This window comes from Streptomyces sp. NPDC054961, assembly GCF_053609145.1.
In genome coordinates, this window is the sequence record NZ_JBSGWY010000002.1 from 26,213 (window position 1) to 44,855 (window position 18,643).

General features: G+C 74.6%; 10 protein-coding genes. 3 read left to right on the forward strand and 7 right to left on the reverse strand.

The features are described from left to right. The first annotated feature begins 4 nt into the window (after positions 1 to 4). Genes nadC through ACWF9Z_RS02320 form a run of 3 tightly spaced genes read left to right on the forward strand, consistent with a single transcriptional unit; the run spans position 5 to position 2,482 of the window. Entirely contained in the window at positions 5 to 844 is an 840-nt protein-coding gene (nadC, locus tag ACWF9Z_RS02310) for a carboxylating nicotinate-nucleotide diphosphorylase (protein ID WP_453596585.1), read from the forward strand. 40 nt (positions 845 to 884) lie between these two features. Then, positions 885 to 1,796, forward strand: coding sequence for a hypothetical protein (locus ACWF9Z_RS02315; RefSeq protein ID WP_453596587.1), 912 nt, complete (start codon positions 885 to 887; stop codon positions 1,794 to 1,796). After that, positions 1,793 to 2,482, forward strand: coding sequence for a dTMP kinase (locus ACWF9Z_RS02320; RefSeq protein WP_453596589.1), 690 nt, complete (start codon positions 1,793 to 1,795; stop codon positions 2,480 to 2,482). The genes ACWF9Z_RS02315 and ACWF9Z_RS02320 overlap by 4 nt, the downstream gene beginning before the upstream one ends. A gap of 90 nt (positions 2,483 to 2,572) precedes the next feature. Here the strand turns inward: ACWF9Z_RS02320 and ACWF9Z_RS02325 are convergent, their stop codons facing one another. The 7 genes from ACWF9Z_RS02325 to ACWF9Z_RS02355 all read right to left on the reverse strand — a co-directional run bounded on the left by ACWF9Z_RS02325 (position 2,573) and on the right by ACWF9Z_RS02355 (position 18,600). After that, positions 2,573 to 3,754, reverse strand: coding sequence for an argininosuccinate synthase-related protein (locus ACWF9Z_RS02325; RefSeq protein WP_453596590.1), 1,182 nt, complete (start codon positions 3,752 to 3,754; stop codon positions 2,573 to 2,575). Beyond that, positions 3,751 to 5,667: a non-ribosomal peptide synthetase gene (locus tag ACWF9Z_RS02330; RefSeq protein WP_453596592.1), complete on the reverse strand. Its 1,917-nt coding sequence runs from the start codon at positions 5,665 to 5,667 to the stop codon at positions 3,751 to 3,753. The genes ACWF9Z_RS02325 and ACWF9Z_RS02330 overlap by 4 nt, the downstream gene beginning before the upstream one ends. Positions 5,668 to 5,732: 65 nt before the next feature. Next, entirely contained in the window at positions 5,733 to 6,506 is a 774-nt protein-coding gene (locus ACWF9Z_RS02335) for a thioesterase II family protein (RefSeq protein ID WP_453596594.1), read from the reverse strand. A 101-nt stretch (positions 6,507 to 6,607) separates the two neighbouring features. Beyond that, positions 6,608 to 7,981, reverse strand: coding sequence for a M18 family aminopeptidase (locus tag ACWF9Z_RS02340; protein ID WP_453596596.1), 1,374 nt, complete (start codon positions 7,979 to 7,981; stop codon positions 6,608 to 6,610). Further along, positions 7,978 to 13,776, reverse strand: coding sequence for a MupA/Atu3671 family FMN-dependent luciferase-like monooxygenase (locus ACWF9Z_RS02345; protein WP_453596598.1), 5,799 nt, complete (start codon positions 13,774 to 13,776; stop codon positions 7,978 to 7,980). Before ACWF9Z_RS02345 ends, ACWF9Z_RS02340 begins: the two co-directional genes overlap by 4 nt. Further along, on the reverse strand, positions 13,773 to 17,264 hold the full coding sequence (locus tag ACWF9Z_RS02350) for a type I polyketide synthase (protein ID WP_453596600.1): 3,492 nt from the start codon (positions 17,262 to 17,264) through the stop codon (positions 13,773 to 13,775). The genes ACWF9Z_RS02345 and ACWF9Z_RS02350 overlap by 4 nt, the downstream gene beginning before the upstream one ends. Next, the gene (locus ACWF9Z_RS02355) at positions 17,224 to 18,600 is read right to left on the reverse strand and encodes an MFS transporter (protein ID WP_453596602.1); all 1,377 of its coding nucleotides are present in this window, start codon (positions 18,598 to 18,600) and stop codon (positions 17,224 to 17,226) included. The genes ACWF9Z_RS02350 and ACWF9Z_RS02355 overlap by 41 nt, the downstream gene beginning before the upstream one ends. Positions 18,601 to 18,643: the final 43 nt, after the last annotated feature.

Consider the following 18,643-nt stretch of genomic DNA (forward strand, 5'->3'; position numbering starts at 1 on the left):
GAACATGCTCGAACTGCCCGTCATCCGCGAGCTCGTCTCCCGCTGCCTGATCGAGGACCTCGGCCGCGGCGACACGACCACGGACGCGTGCGTCCCGCCCGAGGCCGAGGGCCGGGCGGTCGTGGCGGCCCGGGAGGACCTCGTCTTCTGCGGCGGGGCCCTGGTGCGGGAGGTCTTCGCCCAGCTCGACCCGCGGGTCGAGGTGGAGCAGCTGTGCCGGGAGGGCGAGCTGCTCACGGCCGGCAAGGCGGCCGTGGCGCTGGCGGGGCCCGCGCAGTCGCTCCTGAAGGGCGAGCGGCTGGCGCTCAACTTCGTCCAGCGGATGAGCGGGGTGGCGACCCTGACCCGTTCGTTCGTCGACGCCCTGACCCCGGGCTCCGCCACCCGCATCACCGACACCCGCAAGACCACTCCGGGCCTGCGGGTCGTGGAGCGGTACGCGGTCCGCTGCGGCGGCGGGTACAGCCACCGGTCCGACCTCGGCGCGGCGGTCCTGATCAAGGACAACCACGTGGCGGCCGCCGGAGGCATCACCGCGGCGGTGACCCGTTCCCGGGCCGCGGCCACCCACGCGACCCGCATCACCTGCGAGGTCGACACCCTGGAGCAGCTGCGCGAGGCGATCGAGGTCGGCGTCGACATCGTGATCCTCGACAACTTCACCGACGAGCAGATCGCCACCGCCGTGGAGTTCACCGGCGGGCTGGCCGTCATCGAGGTCTCGGGTTCCGTCTCGCGGGAGCGGATCCGGGACATCTCCGCCCTCGGCGTCGACGTCGTGAGCATCGGCGCGCTGACCCACTCGGCGCGCGCCGTGGACCTCGGTCTCGACTGGACCGCGTAACCCCGCCCCTTTGTTTCATTCCACCGAGTAGGAGGTGCCCGTGCCCAAGGCAGTTCTCGATGTCAGCGTGCGATATCTGGACCAGGACCTCCGGGAGGAGTACCTGCAGAGCCTCAGCCTGAGTGACTATCTCTACCAGGAGCCTCCGACCGGCCTTCCGCGCCTGATCGAACGCGACTACGTCAAGCCGGAGTTCTTCGACTGGGCGAACCTCAAGATCGAGGAGGCCGGGTTCGATCCGAAGGAGATCGATCTCCGCTACGCCTCGATCGACGTCCGGCTGGCCCCGCTCCGGGAGTCGGGCCGGCCCCTCTCCTTCCCCTTCATGATCAACTCGGCTTTCACCTACAACGGCATGAACCTGCACGGCCCCTTCGTCGCCGGGCACCAGGCCGGCATCTCCATGGTGCAGTCGCTCTCCGAGGTGAAGTACGCCCGGTTCAACCTCCCGCGGCACCTCGACGGGGTGTTCACCAGCGACGACCAGACCTCGGTCATCGCCCACAGCATCCACGGGATCCGGACGGCGCCGGGCGTGGACGGGCTGATAGCCGCCCTGCCCGACCGCGGCCGCGACCCCGAGATGTTCCAGAAGTCGAACATCGCCCGCGTGCTGACCGGAGGCCACATCACGGACGCCGCGCACGACCGGGAGCCGGGCACCACCTGGCCCGGGAACCCGCTGCGCGGCGTACCGTTCAAGATCACGCCGGAGGTGTACGGAGGTCACATGCCGCTCTACGCGAACGACTTCACGTACTACTCCTTCTTCCGTCCCGGCGTCCATGACGAGCTGCTCCGCGACGCGCGGTTCCTGAGGCTCATCGACCTCATCCGGCGACTGGGCCCCTCCTTCAAGGCCAACCGGCCCAACGCATCCGAGGGGCTGCTCTTCAACCCGCAGCGCAACATGCAATTCATCACGGAACTCATCACCCGGAGCGCACAGTGATCAGCATTCCCGTTCCCCTCGCGACCGGCCCCCGGCCCGAGCGGGGGCTGCTCGTCAGCTTCTCCGGAATCGACGGGTCCGGGAAGACGACGAGCATCAGGCGCCTCAAGGGGACCCTGCGCAGGAACGGCTACCGGGTCCGCGTGTTCAAGCTGCCCAGCAACGAGGCCAAGACGCTCCGCCTGTTCACGGAGTACAAGAAGGACCCGCTGACGGCGGAGTCCGAGGGCCGGGTGGACATCTTCTCGATGTTCCTGGCGGTGACCGGCGACCGGCTCAACACCATCAGGACCAGGATCCTCCCGCTGCTCGACGCGGGGTACGCGGTCATCGTCGACCGCTACCTCTACTCGGCGATCTGCGAGGCGGTCATCTCCTCCAGCGGGTTCACGCCCACGCAGTGGCGGGTCATCTCGGACATCATTTCCGAGTTCCCCACGCCGCACGTGGCGTTCTTCACCCGGGTGAGCTTCATCGAGGCCCGCAAGCGGATCAATTCCCGCGCGGCGGAGCGCGACGACTTCGTCGACCCCCTGCTGTTCAACGAGCGGATCGACGCCTTCGAGATCGTCCGGAGCAAGTTCGAGGGCGTGCTCGTGGACACCGCTCTCGACGAGCACTCCTGCTTCAAGATCGTCTCGCGCGAGGTCGGCCGGCACGTGAAGAACGCGCCCGCGCTCCCCTGACACCGCCCGGGCGCCCCGACCGCGAGCCCCTGACCGCGGGCGCCGCGCCGCCGGCCGGGCGCCCGCGCCGGGGCCCGGCCTCGGCCCGGCTCAGCCCTCCTCGCGGATCGACTCCCTTTCCCAGTCCTCCCGATGGCGCACGTAGAGGGGGGAAGGGGCGACGATCGACCGGGTCTCGGCCGAGCCCGGCCGCAGGCGCCACCGGACGGTTCCGGTGACCCGTGCGGCGCAGGAGTCGATGAAGCACTGGCTCGCCCTGCGCAGCTGGCCGAACCAGCGCCCCTCCAGCGCCTCGCGCACCCACACCTGCTCGAGGTGCATCTTCTCCCGGACGGTCTCCGCGTCCAGCGTCGCCGTCTCCAGGTGGCGGTAGGTCTTCAGCAGGATCTCCGCGGCCGGCATCTCGCGCAGCTCCATGACCTTCCGGCCGCCGGGGAGGTGTTCGAGCCCGCTGTACCGGCCGATCCCGTGGGCGCCCACCCGGTGGTTGAGGTGCTCGACGAGCGTGCGCAGCGGGAGGCGTACCCCGTTGACCAGGACGGGCACGCCGGCCTCGAAGCCGATCTCCACGTCCTCCTCCGGGGTCCGCTCCCCGCGCACGCTCCAGACGTACAGGTGCTCGGGGACCGTGTGCTCCTCGGGATCGTCGAGGATCCCGGACTCGAACTCCCGGCACCACAGGTTCGCGTCGATGCTGGCGATCCGCTTGCTCATGTGGACGAGCCCGACCGACTCCAGCTCCCGGGCCTTCTCCTCCCGGTCCACCGGTTCGAGGTCGTAGGGCGTGCCGTACTGGCCCTCGTAGCCCAGGAGGCGGAACGCGCCGTTGAGCCGGCGCAGGGTGTTCTGCGAGCGGTTGGCCGTGTGCAGGACCCCCGACGCGCCGAGGCCCTCCGCCACGTCCATGGCCAGCTCGGCGATCAGCGGCCTGCTCAGCGAGGAGCTGATCGGGTGCGTGCCGAGGTACACGGCCTGCGCGGCGATCGCCGGGCGGACGTACTCCTCGGCGAACCTGGCGCGTCCGTCGATGACGTGCAGGCTGACCCGGAGCTGGTCGGTGACGAGCCGCAGTTCGTCCTGGTCCTCGCCGGCGCCCAGGTCGACGCTGACGGCGTGGATGTCGGTGAACCCGGCCTTCGTCAGCCGGTGGAGGAGGTAGCTGCTGTCCAGGCCCCCGCTGAAGAGCGTGACCAGGGGACGCGTGCGGTCGAACCGCCGCGGGGAGAGGTCGGCGAACGACCGGACGAGGGGTCTGGGTACGGAAGCATTCACCGTGCGGTCTCCTGTTCCATGATGCGCCACAGCTCCTCGGTGAACTCCGCGAGGGCCGGCGCGGTCAGCAGGGCCGCCAGCGGAATGTCGGCGCCCAGCCGCTCCCGGAGCGTCCCGACGACGTGGACGACCTTGAAGGAGTCGCCTCCGAGGTCGAAGAAGTCCTCGTCGGGACCGACGGCGGCCACCTCGAGCACCTCGCACCACACCTGGGACACCACGGACGCCAAAGCCTCCGCGGACGTCACGGGAGCGGACATCACGGGAGCGGACGCCACGGGACCGGCGGACCGCGGGCCGTCCGGGGCGCCCCCGTCCACCCGTTCCGGGCGGGCGGCGGCCGCGTCGGCCGAGCGCTTCGCGGCCCACTCCTCCAGCAGGAGGCGGTCGGTCTTGCCGTTCGCCGTCAGCGGCAGCTCACCGACGGTCTCGATGGCGGTGGGCACCATGGGGTGCGGCAGCCAGGCGCGCAGCAGTTCCCGGACGGCCGGGGCCAGGTCCCGGGTCCGGGCGTCCTCCTCGGGCACCACGAACGCCGTGAGCCTCTTCCCGCTGCCCGTGCCGTGCGCGACGACCGCCGCCTGCCGGACGCCCCGGCACCGGATGGCGGTGGTCTCGATCTCGCCGAGCTCCACGCGGACACCCCGGATCTTCACCTGCCCGTCGACGCGGCCCAGGAATTCGAGGACCCCGTCGGGGCGGGACCGGACCAGGTCGCCGGAGCGGTAGAGGCGGCCGCCCGGGCTCACCGGCGGATCGTCGAGGAAGCGCTGCGCGGTGAGCTCGGGCCGGTTCAGGTATCCCAGGGCGAGGCCGGCGCCACCGATGTGGAGTTCGCCCGGCTCCCCCTCGGGGACCGGAGCGCCGCTCTCGTCGAGGATCCACAGCTCCGTGTCCCGGATGGCCGCGCCGATGAACACCGTCTCGGGGTCCGGATCGCGCGGGCACACCCAGGCCGTGCAGTAGAGGGTGCACTCGCTCGGGCCGTAGAGGTTGGTGAGCGTGGCCGTGGAGCGCGCGTGGAAGCGCTTGACCAGCTCGGGGGCGAGCGGCTCGCCTCCCGTCAGGACCTGGCGCAGTCCGTCGTAGCGCTCGGCCGGATCGCGGGTCAGCAGGAAGAGTTCGAGCAGGGACACCACGCAGTAGAACGTGGTGATCCGGTGGTCGCGGATCAGCGCCGCGAGGTGGTCGGCGTCGCGCTGGCGGCCCGGCGCGGCGATCACGACGGTGGCCCCGGCCAGGAGCGGCCAGTACAGCTCGCAGAGGTACATGTCGAAGGTGCACACCGTGTGGTGGACCATCCGGTCGTGCTCGTCCATGGGGTGCGTGTCCTGCAGGGCCCGGAGCCGGGAGACCAGGGCCCGGTGGCTGATCAGCGAGGCCTTCGGGCGGCCCGTGGAACCGGAGGTGTAGATGACCACGGCGGGATCGTCCGCGGACCCGGGAAGGGGCCGCGGGTCCTGCCCCGGGTCCTGCCCCGGCCCCGGCTCCCGCGCGGACGGGGCCGCGTACTCCTCGTCCGTCAGCACGAGGAGGCCGGGGACCCCGGCGAAGCGGGACCGCAGCCCGGAGGCGGTCATCAGGACCCGCGGAGCGCAGTCCTCGATCGTCCCGAGGGTCCGCCGCAGCGGTTCGCGCACGTCGAAGGCCGCGTGGGCGGCGCCCGCGAACACCGCGCCGAGCACGGCCACCACGAACTCCACGGACCGCTCGTGGTAGACCGCGACCCGGTCCCCGGGACGGACGCCCCGCGCGCGCAGCGCGTCGGCGGCCCGCAGGACCCGGTCCCTCAGCTCACCCGCGGTGAGCACGGTGTCTTCGAAGATCAGCGCGGGGAGCTCGGGGCGGCGGTTCCACCGTTCGAGCAGGAGGACGTCGATCCGGTGTCCGGGATCGGCTGCGGCGGTCGTCATGGAAGTGAACCTCACATCGGGCAAAGCGGTGGGAACGAGAACGGGGCCGTCGGTGCGGGCCGGCCCTAGGCGGTGGCGGCGAAGTGGTCGAGGCTGTCCGCGAGGGCGTCCACCAGGGCCCCGGGATCCTCCGCCAGCAGCATGTGCCCGCCCGGGACGAGGACGCTGCGGACGTCCTGGCTGAACAGGGACCAGTCGGCGGTCCGCTCGTCGGGGCACAGCGCGTCCCCGTCGCCGAACACGGTCAGCAGCGGGCACGCGAGGAGCGGGTCCGGTCCGGACACGTAGTCCTCGACGGCCCGCATGTCCGCCACGATGGCCGGCAGCACCAGCGCGAGCACCTCCGCGTTGGCACGGAGCCCGGCCGGGACCCCGCCGAACTCCTCGAGGACCTCCAGGACGCGGGCGGGCTCGTCCGTGTCCCGCAGGGAGGGGGCGCCGGGATCCGGCCGCTCCGTCACCGCCCACTGCGAGACGGCCACCAGGCCCGCGACCGGACCGGGGGCACGCGCACCGTCCTCGCGCTGCACGGCCCGTACGGCCTCCAGCCCGATGACGGCCCCCGAGCACACTCCCACGACGATCAGCGGGGCCGTGCCGGGCAGCGAGCGCAGGGTGGCCACGACGTCGTCGACCAGTCCGGGCAGTTCCGGCACCTCCTCCCGGACGCGTGACTCGCGGCCCGGCATGCGGGCCGTGGCGACGAGCCAGTCGGCCGGCGCGTGGCGCGCGAAGGCCAGACCGCTCGCGGCGCCGCCGCCGGCGTGCGGAACGATCAGGACGCGCAGCGCGGCCTCCTGCGGGGCGGCGCCCCTGATGACGACGTTTCTCGCGGACACGCTCTGTCTCTCCTGGAAGGGGTGTGGACCGGACGCGCGGGACGCGGAACGCGCCGCGCCCCCGCGCCGGGGTGGTGTCGGCCCGGGGATCAGCCCGGGGATCAGGCCGTCATGACGAACTCGGTGAGCGCCCGGGTCAGATGGCCGGGGTCCCGGGCCCCGGCCAGCTCCCGCGCCGAGTGCATCGACAGGCCGGCCACGCCCACGTCGACGGTGGTCACGCCCAGCCGGGCCGCGGTGATCGGCCCGATCGACGTGCCGCAGCCCATCGCGTTGTTGGAGACGAACCGCTGCCACGGCACGCCGGCCCGCTCGCACGCGGCCGCGAAGGCCGCGATGCCGGTGCCGTCGGTGGCGTAGCGCTGGTTGACGTTGACCTTGATCACGGGGCCGCCGTTGGGCAGCGGGTGGGTGTCCGGGTCGTGCCGCTCGCTGAAGTTGGGGTGGACCGCGTGCGACATGTCGGACGAGACGCAGAACGAGCCGGCCATGGCCCGGGAGAAGTCCTGGCCGCCGCCTCCGCGGGCATCGACGGAGCGGCTCAGCACCCGCTCCAGCAGCGGGCTCATGGCGCCGGTCTCGGAACCGCTGCCGCACTCCTCGTGGTCGAAGGCCGCGAGCACCGGGATCCGCGGCGGGCCGGCCGGTCCGGGGCCCGCGGTCCAGGCCTCGGCGGCCGCCGTGAGGACGCCGACGCCCGCGTGCACGGACAGCAGGTTGTCCAGGCGCGCGGACACCAGGAACTCCCCCTCCGCGCCCAGGAACCCGGGGGCCTGTACGTCGTGCAGCATCAGGTCCCAGCCGAGGATCTGCCCGGCGTCCAGCTCGGCCGCGCCGGCGACCCGGCGCAGCAGGGCGCCCCGCTCGGTGTCGCCCAGGGACCAGATCGGCTGGGTGTGGCGCTGCCGGTCGAGGGCGAGCCCCTCGTTGACCGTGCGGTCCAGGTGGATGGCCAGCTGCGGCACCCGGAACAGCGGTTCGTCGATCTTGACGAGGGCGGAGGTGCCGTCGCGCAGGGTGACCCGTCCGGAGATGCCCAGGTCCCGGTCGAGCCAGGTGTTGAGCGGGACCCCTCCGTAGATCTCCACGGCGATCTGGCGCCAGCCCGCGGAGCCGGTGTCGGGGGTCGGCTTGACCCGGAGGTTCGGGGAGTCCGTGTGCGCGCCGATGATGCGGAACGGCGCACGGGCCGGGGCGCCTTCGGGGACGTACCAGGCGACGAGGGCGCCCGCGCGGGCGATGAAGCTGCCGCCGCTGCGGCCGCTCCACTCGTCGCTCTCGTTCAGCTCCGTGAATCCGGCCTTCTCCAGGCGGCGGGCCGACTCGGCGACCGCGTGGTAGGGCGAGGTGCCCTCCCGCAGGAAGGCGAGCAGGTCCTCGGCCCGGCCGCGGTCGCGGTCGGGGTGGAGGCCGTCGGCGGGCGCGGGGCTGGTGTCGTGGCTGGTGTCGTGGCTGGTGTCGGTGGCCGCGGTCATTCGGCTTCCGCCTCTCGGGGCGTCGGGTGGGGGCCGTCTGCGGCGAGCAGGGCTGCCATCGGACGGTCGGGGTCGGCGCTCAGATCCGCGAGCAGCGCTGCGTAGGAGGCCAGGAGGCCTTCCGCCGTCTCCCGCTCCCACAGGTCGGCCGAGTACTCCAGGAAGGTGCTGTAGCCCAGGCCCGGGTCCCGGCGCGGCGAGAGGCCGAAGGCCAGCTCCGCCCGGCTCACCGGCGGGGCCAGGTCCTCGACGTCCACCCGGAGGCCGGGGATCTCGATGTCGGTGTCGGTGTAGTTCTGGAACGCCAGGACGTACGGGACCCGGTCGGGGACCTCGATGGCCCCCGCGTCGCGCATCGCCCGCATGATGTGCGCGGTCGGCAGGACGTTGGCCATGACGGCCAGCGCCTCCGCGCCCGTTCTGCCGACCAGTTCGGCGAAGGTCTCCTCCGGATCGATGCGCACCCGGACCATGACGGCCGTGGTGGTCAGCGCCACGAGCGATTCGAACTCGGCGCCCTCGCGGTTCGCGTACGGGACGCTCAGCAGGACGTCCCGCTCCCCCGACAGCCGTGCCAGGTGCACGCCGAGCGCCGCCGCGCAGACCGCGAACGGGGTCACCCGGCGGGCGGCCGCGAGCGCTTCGACGGCCGTCCGCGCCGCGGCGGGGAGCAGCCCGCGCACCGTGTCGCCGTCGCCGCTGAGCTTCTCGGGCCGGGGGCGGTCGGTGGGGACGTCGAGCCGGACCGGCGCGCCGTGCAGGTACGCGGCGCAGTGCGCGGCCCGTCGAGCCTCGACGGCGGGGCTCTTCTCCCTCCGCTGGTGGCGGGCGTAGTCCGTGGGCTGGGAGGCGGGCGCGTCGAGCTCGGGCGCCCGGCCCGCGGCGGCCGCCGCGTACAGCTCGGCGAGTTCGGAGACGAGCACCGAGTGGGACCAGCCGTCGGCGCAGATGTGGTGCAGCGTGAACATCAGCAGCCACTCGTCCTCGGCGACCCGCAGCAGCCGGAGCGGGGCGAGCGTGGTGCGGGTGATGTCGATGGGCGTCGCGGCCTGCCGACGGCACACCTCGTCGGCCCGCTCGGCGCTCCGGGCGGGCCCCAGGCGGGTGAGGTCGTCGGTCTGGAGCCGCACCGGTCCGGCCGCGAGCACCTCCTGCCACCAGTCCTGCGCCTCGTCCTGGACGAAGCGCAGGCGCAGGGCGTAGTGGCGGGCGACCAGTCCGGTGAGCGCCGTGCGCAGGGCGTCGGGGTCCAGAGCGCCCCGGAACCGGATCCTGGTCGGCACGTTCCAGATCTGCGGCTGCGGGAAGGAGTAGTGGCCGGCGATCATCCGGTCCTGCTGGTCGCTGACCCTGGCCCGGTCGACGACTCCTCCGTCGAGCGGGGCGGCGGGGACGGGGACGGGGACGGGGACGGCGGGAATGGAAGCGGGTGCGGGGGCGGGGGCGGCAGCGGCGGGGGCGGGGGCGGCGGCGGGAACGGCGGCCCCGGCCGGCCCGGTGCGAGCGGATGCCCCGGCCGGTGCGGGCCGCTTCCGCGCCGCACCGGTGGCCAGTTGGCGGGCCATCGCGTCCAGCCGGGGGTCCGCGAAGAAGTCGGCCAGGGAGAAGTCGACGTCCAGCGCGTCCCGGACCCGGTTGACGAGGCGGATCGCCGCGATCGAGTTCCCGCCGAGATCGAAGAAGTCGGCGTCGTCGGCCACCTCGTCCGCCGTGAGGACGGCCTTCCAGAGGCTCCGCAGCTCCTCCGTGACGACCGGCCCGGCGCCCCGCCCGGCATCCCGTCCCCCGGCCTGCGCCGCCGCCGGGGCCGGGGCCGCCCGTGCGGTGTCCCGCACCCGTTCGGCCGCTCCGCCCGTCATGGCCGCGAGGACGCGGTCGAGGTCGCCCAGGTAGGCCGCGGCCGTCCCGGCGTCGAAGAGGTCCGCGTCGTAGCGCAGGCGCAGGCGCAGGCCGGAGCGGGTGCGGACGGCCATCAGGGCCATCTCGAGCGGCGCCGACTCCGTACCGCCGTCGACCTCCCGCGCGCGCAGTCCGGGCAGGTTCACCCGGGTCAGCGGTGCCGTGTCCAGATCGGCCGACACGGTGATCAGCGGCCGCGGGTTGCCCCGGTCCGGGTTGACGGCCGCCAGCAGCGCGTCGAGGTCGACGTACTGGTGGGCGTCCGCCTCGAACAGGGCGTCGCGCGTGGCCCGTACGGCGTCCGTCAGGGTCGTCGTGTCCGTCAGCGCGGCGCGCAGCGGCAGGACGCAGGCGTGGAAGCCGACCGTGCCGGCGGTCTGCGGCGTGCGCCGGCCGAAGGTGGAGCCGACGACGAACTCGTCCTGCCCGGACCGTTCGCGCAGGACGAGCTGCCAGGCCGTCAGCAGCGTGGCGAAGAGGGTGACGCCGCGCCCTCCGCTCCACTCCTGGAGCCCGGTGGTGCGGGCGGCGTCGAGCCGGATCTCCGCGGCCGCCCCGCTCCCGGCCACCCGGCGGCCGCGCGGCCGGTCGGTGGGCAGGGCGGGCACGGGCGGCAACGGGTCGAGCCGGTCCCGCCACCACCGCAGGTCGGCCGGGTCCCGGTCGGGCTCCGCGGCGCCGAGCGTGGTGCCGGCGGGCGCCCCGAACCGGGCGGCGCGGCCCTCGACGGCGGCGGAGTAGAGCTCCTCGAGGTCGGCGGCGAGAAGGGTGGCGGAGTGCCCGTCGGTGACGATGTGGTGCATGCCGAACACCAGGACGTGCTCCTCGTCGCCGAGGGTCAGCAGACGCGGGGTGAACAGGGGTCCCTCGGCCAGGTCGTACGGCCGCGCGCTCTCCTCCCGCAGGACGGCGGCGACGGCCGCGTCGGCGTCCTCCCCGGTCCGGCCGCGCAGGTCGGTCGGCCGCAGCGCGATGTCCGGCGCGGACCGGACGACCTGCTGGACCGTCTCGTCCCCGGTGCCCGCCCGGAACACGGTCCGCAGCGCGGCGTGCCGCTCCACGAGGCCCGTGACGGCGGCGCCGAGCGCGCCCTCGTCCAGCACGCCGTGCAGCCGGACCGCCTGGACCTCGTTGTACGCGGCCCGGTCGCCGATCAGCTGGGAGGCGAGCCAGATCCGGCGTTGGGCGTCGGTCGCGGGCGCGGACGCGTCGGCGGCCGGCCGGGCGTCCTCGTGGTGGCGCGCCCGCAGCGCGTCGAGGTGTTCGAGCCCGGCGCGCATCAGCTCGGCCGGCATCCCGAAGTCGACCAGCGCGGCGATCTCGTCCACGCCCGCGGCGCGCAGGGCGTCCACGACCGGGGTGCAGGTCTCGGGCGTGCCGATCAGGGCGCGCTCGTCGCAGTAGCGGTCGTACGCGCGGCGGAAGAGGTAGTCCAGGTCCTCGTCGCTCGCCGCGGCCACGTCCTGCGGGCCGCCCCCGAGCGCGCCGGCCGCGGAACGCATCTGGAGCGAGGAGCGCAGGTAGCGGATCATCGGCTCCAGCGCCTGCGCGCGGGCGCTCGCGTGGTCCTCGCCGAGGTAGGTGTGCAGGAGCACGGTCACCCGGCCCGCATCGGGATCGAGGCCGTGCCGCTCGCGCGCCGCGCGGTAGTGGCCGATGTTCTCGGCGAGCTCCGCGACCGTCTGGTTCATCAGGTTGGTGACGATGCCCAGACCGCGCTCCGCGGCCCGCTCGTAGGACTCCCTCCGCCCCGAGGTGGCCAGGAACATGGGGGGCTCGTCCTGTACGGGGCGGGGGTGGATCCGGATCCCGGCCTCCCGGCCGTCGCCGCCCGTGCGGCGCAGGGCGCCGCCCCGCCACAGCGTCCGTACGTCCTCGAGGTGGGCGAAGCCGATCTCCTCGCGGCGCGCGAACCGGTCCGGGTGGAGGGCGAAGTCCTGGGCGTGCCAGCCGGTGGCGCAGCCGAGGCCGACCCGTCCGCCGGACAGGTTGTCGACGACCGACCACTCCTCGGCGACCCGGACCGGGTCGTGCAGGGGCAGGACCACGGAGCCGGCGTTCAGCCGGATCCGGCTGGTCTCGCGGGCCAGCGCGGACGCCAGGACGGACGGGTTGGGGAAGAGGCCGCCGAAGGAGTGGAAGTGCCGCTCCGGCACCCACAGCGAGCTGAAGCCGCGCTCGTCGGCGAAGCGGGCCGTCCGCACGATCTCCTCGTACGCGCCGGTGGGGCCCGCCCCCTCGGCGTCGGGGTGGTCGCCGAAGAAGTACACGCCGAAGTCGGGGGCCGGCCGGGGGCGCGCGGGCGCCGGCCGCGGCCGCGCCCGCGGGAGGGAACGCGGGCGGGTGACGGGGAAGAAGCCGCCCTCGCGCAGGGCGCGCAGCGAGTCCTTCACCGCGTCGGACACCCGCTCGACGTCGCCGTCGGTGTGCGCGGTCGACAGGTAGAAGCTGCGCCATTCCCACACGTAGACCCCGCGCAGCAGCAGGTGCTGGTAGAGCAGCTCCATGTCGGCCTTGTGGGTGAACCGGAACATGGACCCGAAGTGGGCCAGCTCCAGGGGGAATTCCTCGTCACGGAAGAACGCGTTCAGGTCGTCGGCGAAGGCGCCGGTCCGCGCGTTCAGCCGCTCCTGGAGGCCGGGGCCCTCGGCGGTGAGACGGGTGAGCACCGCCTTGGCCGCCGCCATGGAGAGCGGGTGCTGCATGTACGTGCCGCCGAAGAACGTGGTCTCGGTCTCGGGGCGGCTGTCGTCGCCGTACCGCCAGAAGCCGCCGTCCACCCCGTCCAGGATGTCCGCGCGGCCCGCGACGGCGCCGATCGGGAAGCCGCTGCCGAGCGCCTTGCCGTAGGTGGCGAGGTCGGGGACGACGCCGAAGTGGTGCTGCGCGCCGCGCGGGTGCGGGCGCAGGCCGGTGAGCATCTCGTCGAAGAGCAGCACGATGCCGCGGCGCCGGGTCAGTGCGCGCAGGCTGCGCAGGAACTCCACGGGGCGCAGGCCGGGGTTGCGGCACTGGACCGGTTCGACGATGACGGCGGCGAGGGTGTCGCCGAGCGCGTCGATGGTCTCCAGGGCCTCCTGGCTGCCGTACTCCAGCACGAGGAGTTCGGCCACGGCGCTGTCCGGTATGCCACGGGTGACGGGCACGGCGCGGCCGGAGTCCGGGCCGGGGCGGCCCAGTACGGAGTCGATGTGGCCGTGGTAGGAACCGCGGAACATGACGACGCGGTCGCGCCCGGTGGCGGCCCGGGCGAGCCGCAGGGCGGCCGAGTTGGCCTCCGTACCGGAGCCGGCGAACGCGACGCGCTCCAGGCCGGTGAGGTCGGCCAGCAGCTGGGCCACCTCGCCGGCCTCGACGGGCCGGGGGCCGAAGCGCAGACCGGAGTCGAGGTGCTCGCGCACCGCGCGGGTGACGAACTCGGGCTCGTGGCCGAAGAGGAGGGACCCGAAGCCCATCGTGATGTCGGTGTAGTCGTTGCCGTCGACGTCGGTGATCCGCGCGCCGTGCGCCGAGCGGGCCGCGAGCGGGTACAGCGTCTCCTTGGTGGAGCGGCGGAACCCGACGACGGCCCGGCTGTCGGCGAGGACGGCCCGCCGGCTCTGCGCCAGCTCCTTCGAGGTCGGGGTGCGCTCGGTCAGGCGGCGGGCGAGGCCGGCGGCGTGGGCGCGCTGGCCGGCGTCGGCGCCGTCGCCGGCCATGCCGGAGCCCGGGAGGAGCGTGACGCGCGGACCGTGCGGCTCGGGCGCCGGACCGGCGGCCGGGGACGGGCGCGGGGCGGGGGCGGGGGCGGGAGCGGGCTGCGGGGCGGGGGACGCGAGGCGTTCCTTGGCCGCCGCGAGCTGCGCCGTCAGGTGCCGGGAGAGTTCCGCGGCCCGGTCCGCCGCGCTCGCGGTCATCGGGCGCGCTCGGCGCCGAGCAGGGCGACCGCCTCGGAGAGCTGGACCAGCATGGCGGCCTGCGTCTCGGCCAGTACGTCGATCTGGCGGCGGAGCTCGGCCACCTCGGACCGGTACGCGGCCACGGACTCCGCCGCGGGCGCGGGCGCGGTCACGGGCGCGGTCACGGGCGCGGGTGCGGGCGCGGCCACCGGCGCCGGTGCGGAGACGGCCAGGGGCGCGGTGGGAGCCGGTGCGGGCGCGGGCTCCGGGGAACCCGGCGCGACGAGGTGCCGCGCGGCCGTCACGAAAGGCGCGGCGGCGGTGAGCGGAGCGGGGGCGGGAGCCGGGGCCGGAGCGGGGGCGGGAGCCGGGGCCGGAGCCGGGGCCAGAGCCGGGGCAGGGGCCGGGGCCGGAGCCGGGGCCGCGGGAGCCGCCTGGGCCCCGCGCGAGGCGATCAGGCGGGCCGTCAGCTCCGGCGTCCCCGCGTCCTCCAGGACGTCGCGGACGGCGAGCCGCACCCCGAACTCGCCCTCCAGCTGCCTCAGCATGCCGATGAGCTGCAGCGAGTCCGCCCCGAGGCCGATGAAGGTCTGCCCGGCACCGATCTCGTCGACCGCGTAGCCGAGGTGCCGCGCGGTGAGTTCGCGTACCCGCTCGAGTACGTCCTGTTCGGTCATGCCGTCCTCCATGGAGCCTTCGTTCGTGTGTGCGTGGTCCGCGGTGGTGCCGGAGCGGGCCGCGGGGCCGGGGTGCGGTGGGGGGCCGGTCCAGTACGACCGGTGCTGGAAGGGGTATCCGGGCAGCGGGATCCGCCGCCCCGCGCAGCCGTCCAGGAGCGCCGTCCAGTCGATTCCCGCTCCGGCGCAGTGCAGCCCGGCCACGGCGGCCCACAGGTCCTCCGGGCCGCTGCCCCGCTGCTGGGTCGGGACGCAGGGGGTACCGGGCACGGCGCGGCGGGCCAGGGCGGACAGGGGCGCGCCGTGTCCGATCTCGACCAGGAGGGCGCGGGGCGCCAGGGTGCGCAGGACGGCGTGGAAGTCGGCCGTCCGCCGGGCCTGGCGCACGAGGTAGCCGGCGTCGGGCAGCCATCCGGGCGGATGCGCCGTACCGTCGAGCCCGCTGACGAACTCGACCTGGACCGGCTTGAGTTCCGCCTGCTCGGCGGCGGCGCGCAACGCGTCCAGCACCGGGTCGAGCAGGGCGGTGTGGAAGGCGCGGTCCACGGGCAGCGGCTCGCTCGCCTCCCCGCGCGCGGCGAGCCAGGCGCGGGCGGCCTCCACCGCCCGCGGACGGCCGGCGACCACGTGCTGGGCGGGCCCGTTGGACACGGCCAGTTCGAGCCGCCCGCAGGCCGGTTGCCCGGGTGGCCCGCCTTCCGGCCGGCCGAGGGCCTCGAGCAGTTCGCGTACGCGCTCCAGGGGGCTGAAGACGGCCAGCATCGCGCCGGGCTCGGTGCCCTGCATGAGCCGCCCCCTGCGGCACAGCAGCCGCATGCCGTCCTCGGCGGACAGGGCGCCGGCGGCGCACAGGGCCGCGTACTCCCCGACGCTGTGCCCGGCGACGGCGCCGGGCTCCACGCCCAGCTGCCGCCAGAGCCGGACCTGGGCGACCTGGAACGCGAAGAGGGCCGGCTGGGCGAAGGCGGTGTCCCACTGCCGGGGTCCCGCGCCGTCGACCAGCCGCTCGAGGAAGGTGTCCTCGCCGGTCTCCTCCCGGTGGACGCGGGCGCACTCCCGGAGGGTCTCGGCCACCACCGGGAACCGCCCGGCGAGCGCGGCGGCCATCCCCGGGCGGCCGCTGCCCTGACCGCTGAAGACGAAGGCGGGCGCGACGGCCCGGCCCTCCTCCACCGTTCCGGTGCGGTAGGCGGCGTTCCCCGTGCTCGCGCCGCCGCGGGAACCCCCGGGGGCGGTGTCGGCCGCGCCGGCCCACCCGCCCGGCCCGTCCGCTTCCTGCCCCGGCTCCCGCCGGGCGCGGTCCGTCAGGAACGCGTCGAGCGCCCCGGCCAGGTCCTCCCGGGGCGCGGTGAGGACGAGCCGGTGGCGCAGGTGGCGCCGGCCGAGCCCCAGGGTCGTCAGCACGTCGGCCGGGTCGAGGTCCGGGTGGCGGCGCAGGGTGTCCCGCAGCGCGCGGGCGCTGTCCTCCAGGGCCCGGGGGCTCCGCGCCGACAGCGGCAGCAGGCCGGGCACCGGGGCGCCCGGGGTCCTGGCCGGGGCGGGCGGGGCCTCCTCGAGGATGACGTGCGCGTTGGTGCCGCCCATGCCGATGGAGTGCACGCCGGCGCGGCGCGGGCCGTCCGCCGTCCAGGGCGAGGCCCGGCGCGGCAGCAGGAAGGGGCTGTCCTCGACGCCGAGCAGCGGATGGGGCCGGGTGAGGTTCACCAGCGGGGGCACGGTCGCGTGCCGCAGGACGAGGACGGCCTTGATGAGCCCGGCGAGGCCCGCGGCGCTGTCCAGGTGGCCGATGGCGGGCTTGGTGGAGCCGAGGGCGCAGAATCCGGTGCGGTCGGTATGCCGGCGGAACGCCTCGGTGAGCGCGGCGAATTCGATGGGGTCGCCCTTGTAGGTGCCGGTCCCGTGCGCCTCCAGGTAACCGATCGTGTCGGCCGCGACCCCCGCGCTGTCCAGGGCTCCGAGCACCGCGTCCCGCTGGCCCGCGACGCCGGGCGCCGCGAAACCGGCCTTGCCCGCGCCGTCGTTGGTCACGGCGGAGCCCAGCAGGACGGCGTGCACGGTGTCCCCGTCGGCCAGTGCCTTCGCCAGCGGTTTGAGCAGGACGGCCGCGACGCCGTTGCCGCCGACCGTGCCGTCCGCCGCCGCGTCGAAGGCCCGTACGGCGCCGGTGGGGGAGATCGTCGATCCCCGGACGTGCCGGTGCCCGGTGACCTGCGGCAGGTGCAGGGCGGCGGAGCCCACCACCATCAGGTCCGCGTCGCCCGCGAGCAGCGCCTGGGCGGCCAGGTGGACGGAGACCAGCCCGCTGGAGCAGGCGGTCGCCACGTTCACCGCCGGGCCTTCGAGGCCGAGCCGGAAGGCCGCCCGGTTGGCCGTGAAGTCGGCGTAGTTGCCGACCTGGATCTGCTTGACCTCGGCCCAGTCCGCGCCCTGGCCCGGCGCGCCGATCTGGGCGGCCAGGTAGCTGTGCAGGGAGTACAGGCGGTAGCCGGTGCTCGCGTACACGCCGACCCGGTCCGCGGTGCCGGCGTAGCCGCCGTCCTCCAGGACGTGGTGGCAGCACTCCAGGAAGAGCCGCTGCTGGGGATCGGTCAGGGTGGCCTCGCGGCCGCTCATCCCGAAGAAGGCGGCGTCGAAGCCGTCGATGCCGTGCAGGAGCGCGCTGGATCCCGTGAAGTCCGGGTCCCGGTAGAGCTCCGGGGGAAGGCCCGCCGCCGCGAACTCCGCTTCCGTGAAGGGCCGTACGTGCGAGGCTCCGGAGACGATGTCGCGCCAGTACTGCTCGGGCGTGTCAGCGCCCGGAAACCTCAGCGCCATCCCGATGACTGCCACGCGCCGGTCCTGCATTGCCGTTCCCCTCTCCTTCGCTCCCCGCCGCCCCGCGCGACGCCCCGCGCTGCCACAGCACCTGGGCCACGAAGACCAGGGCGACGGCGATGGCGGCGCCGTGCGCGACGGCGACCACCGACAGGGGCGTGAAGGAGTCGAGCGCCGTGGCGACCACGATCATTCCGATGCCGAACCCGAGGTTCTCCACGGTGGCCGAGAGGCCGAACGCGTGGGTGCGCAGGCCGCTCGGCAACGTCTGCAGGTGCGAGGTGTACGCGACCTCGGTGAGCCCGTCCGCCGCCCCCGCGAGCACGGCGACCACGATGGTCGCGGCCCAGGGGAACCCGGCGAAGGCCAGGATGAAGGTGGCCGACATCGCGATGGTGCCGAGCCCGAAGCCGAGGGCGCCGACCGAGCGTCGCGTGCGCTTCGTGTACCGGCGCAGCACCTGCTGGACGAGGACGTTGCCGACGGCCCACACGCACCAGAAGACGCTGACGAAGACGGCCGGGTCGTCGGTGTCGAGCCGGGTGGAGTACACGGGCAGCGCCGCGTTGTGCGAGGAGGAGCCCAGCGCGTCGACTCCGCGCAGCGCCACCATGAGCAGCAGGGCGGGGGCCGTGGCCAGTGCGGCGAGCGCGGCGGAGGAGCGGACCTTGCCGTTCGCGTCCCCCGTCCCGCCGGCCGGGCCGTCGCCCTTCTCGCCGCTCCCCGCGCCGTCCGCGCCGTCCGCCCCGTCCGCCCCGTCCTCCTGGTCCGCCCCGTCCCGGCCGGTGGGGAGCAGGGCGACGGCGAGGGCGCAGACCAGGAAGGTGACCATGTCCGCGAGGAAGGCCGCGGTGTAGCCCAGCAGGGAGACCACCAGGCCCGAAGAGGCGAAGCCCGCGACCATGGCGAGCGAACGCCAGCTGACCATCAGGGAGTTCGCCCACGTGGTGCGGCCCTCGCCGACCATGTGGGGGACCGAGCTGCGGAACGCGACCATGAACAGGGTTCCGGCGCCGCCGACCGCGGCCGAGACGGTGAACAGCGCGGCCGTGCGGTACCCGTCCGGGGCCGCCACCAGGAGCACCATCGCCGCGGCCTGGAGCAGGTTGGCCCAGAGCATGGCGCTCTTCGCCGGCCAGCGGGCGAGCAGGGGGCCGCACACCAGGCCGGTCAGGAACCCGGCGGCGAAGCGGACGATCAGGAACACGCCGACGGCCAGGGCCCGGTCGGTCACCGCGTACACGTACAGGTTCAGCGCGATCAGGTTGAGGAAGGTGCCGTACGAGGAGATCGCGTAGCCGCCGACCAGGAGCCGGTAGCGGCGTTCCCTGAGGGCCGTGCCGGACGTCACGGACGGACCCGCACCGAGAGGGGGTCGGCTCGAACCGAGTCGG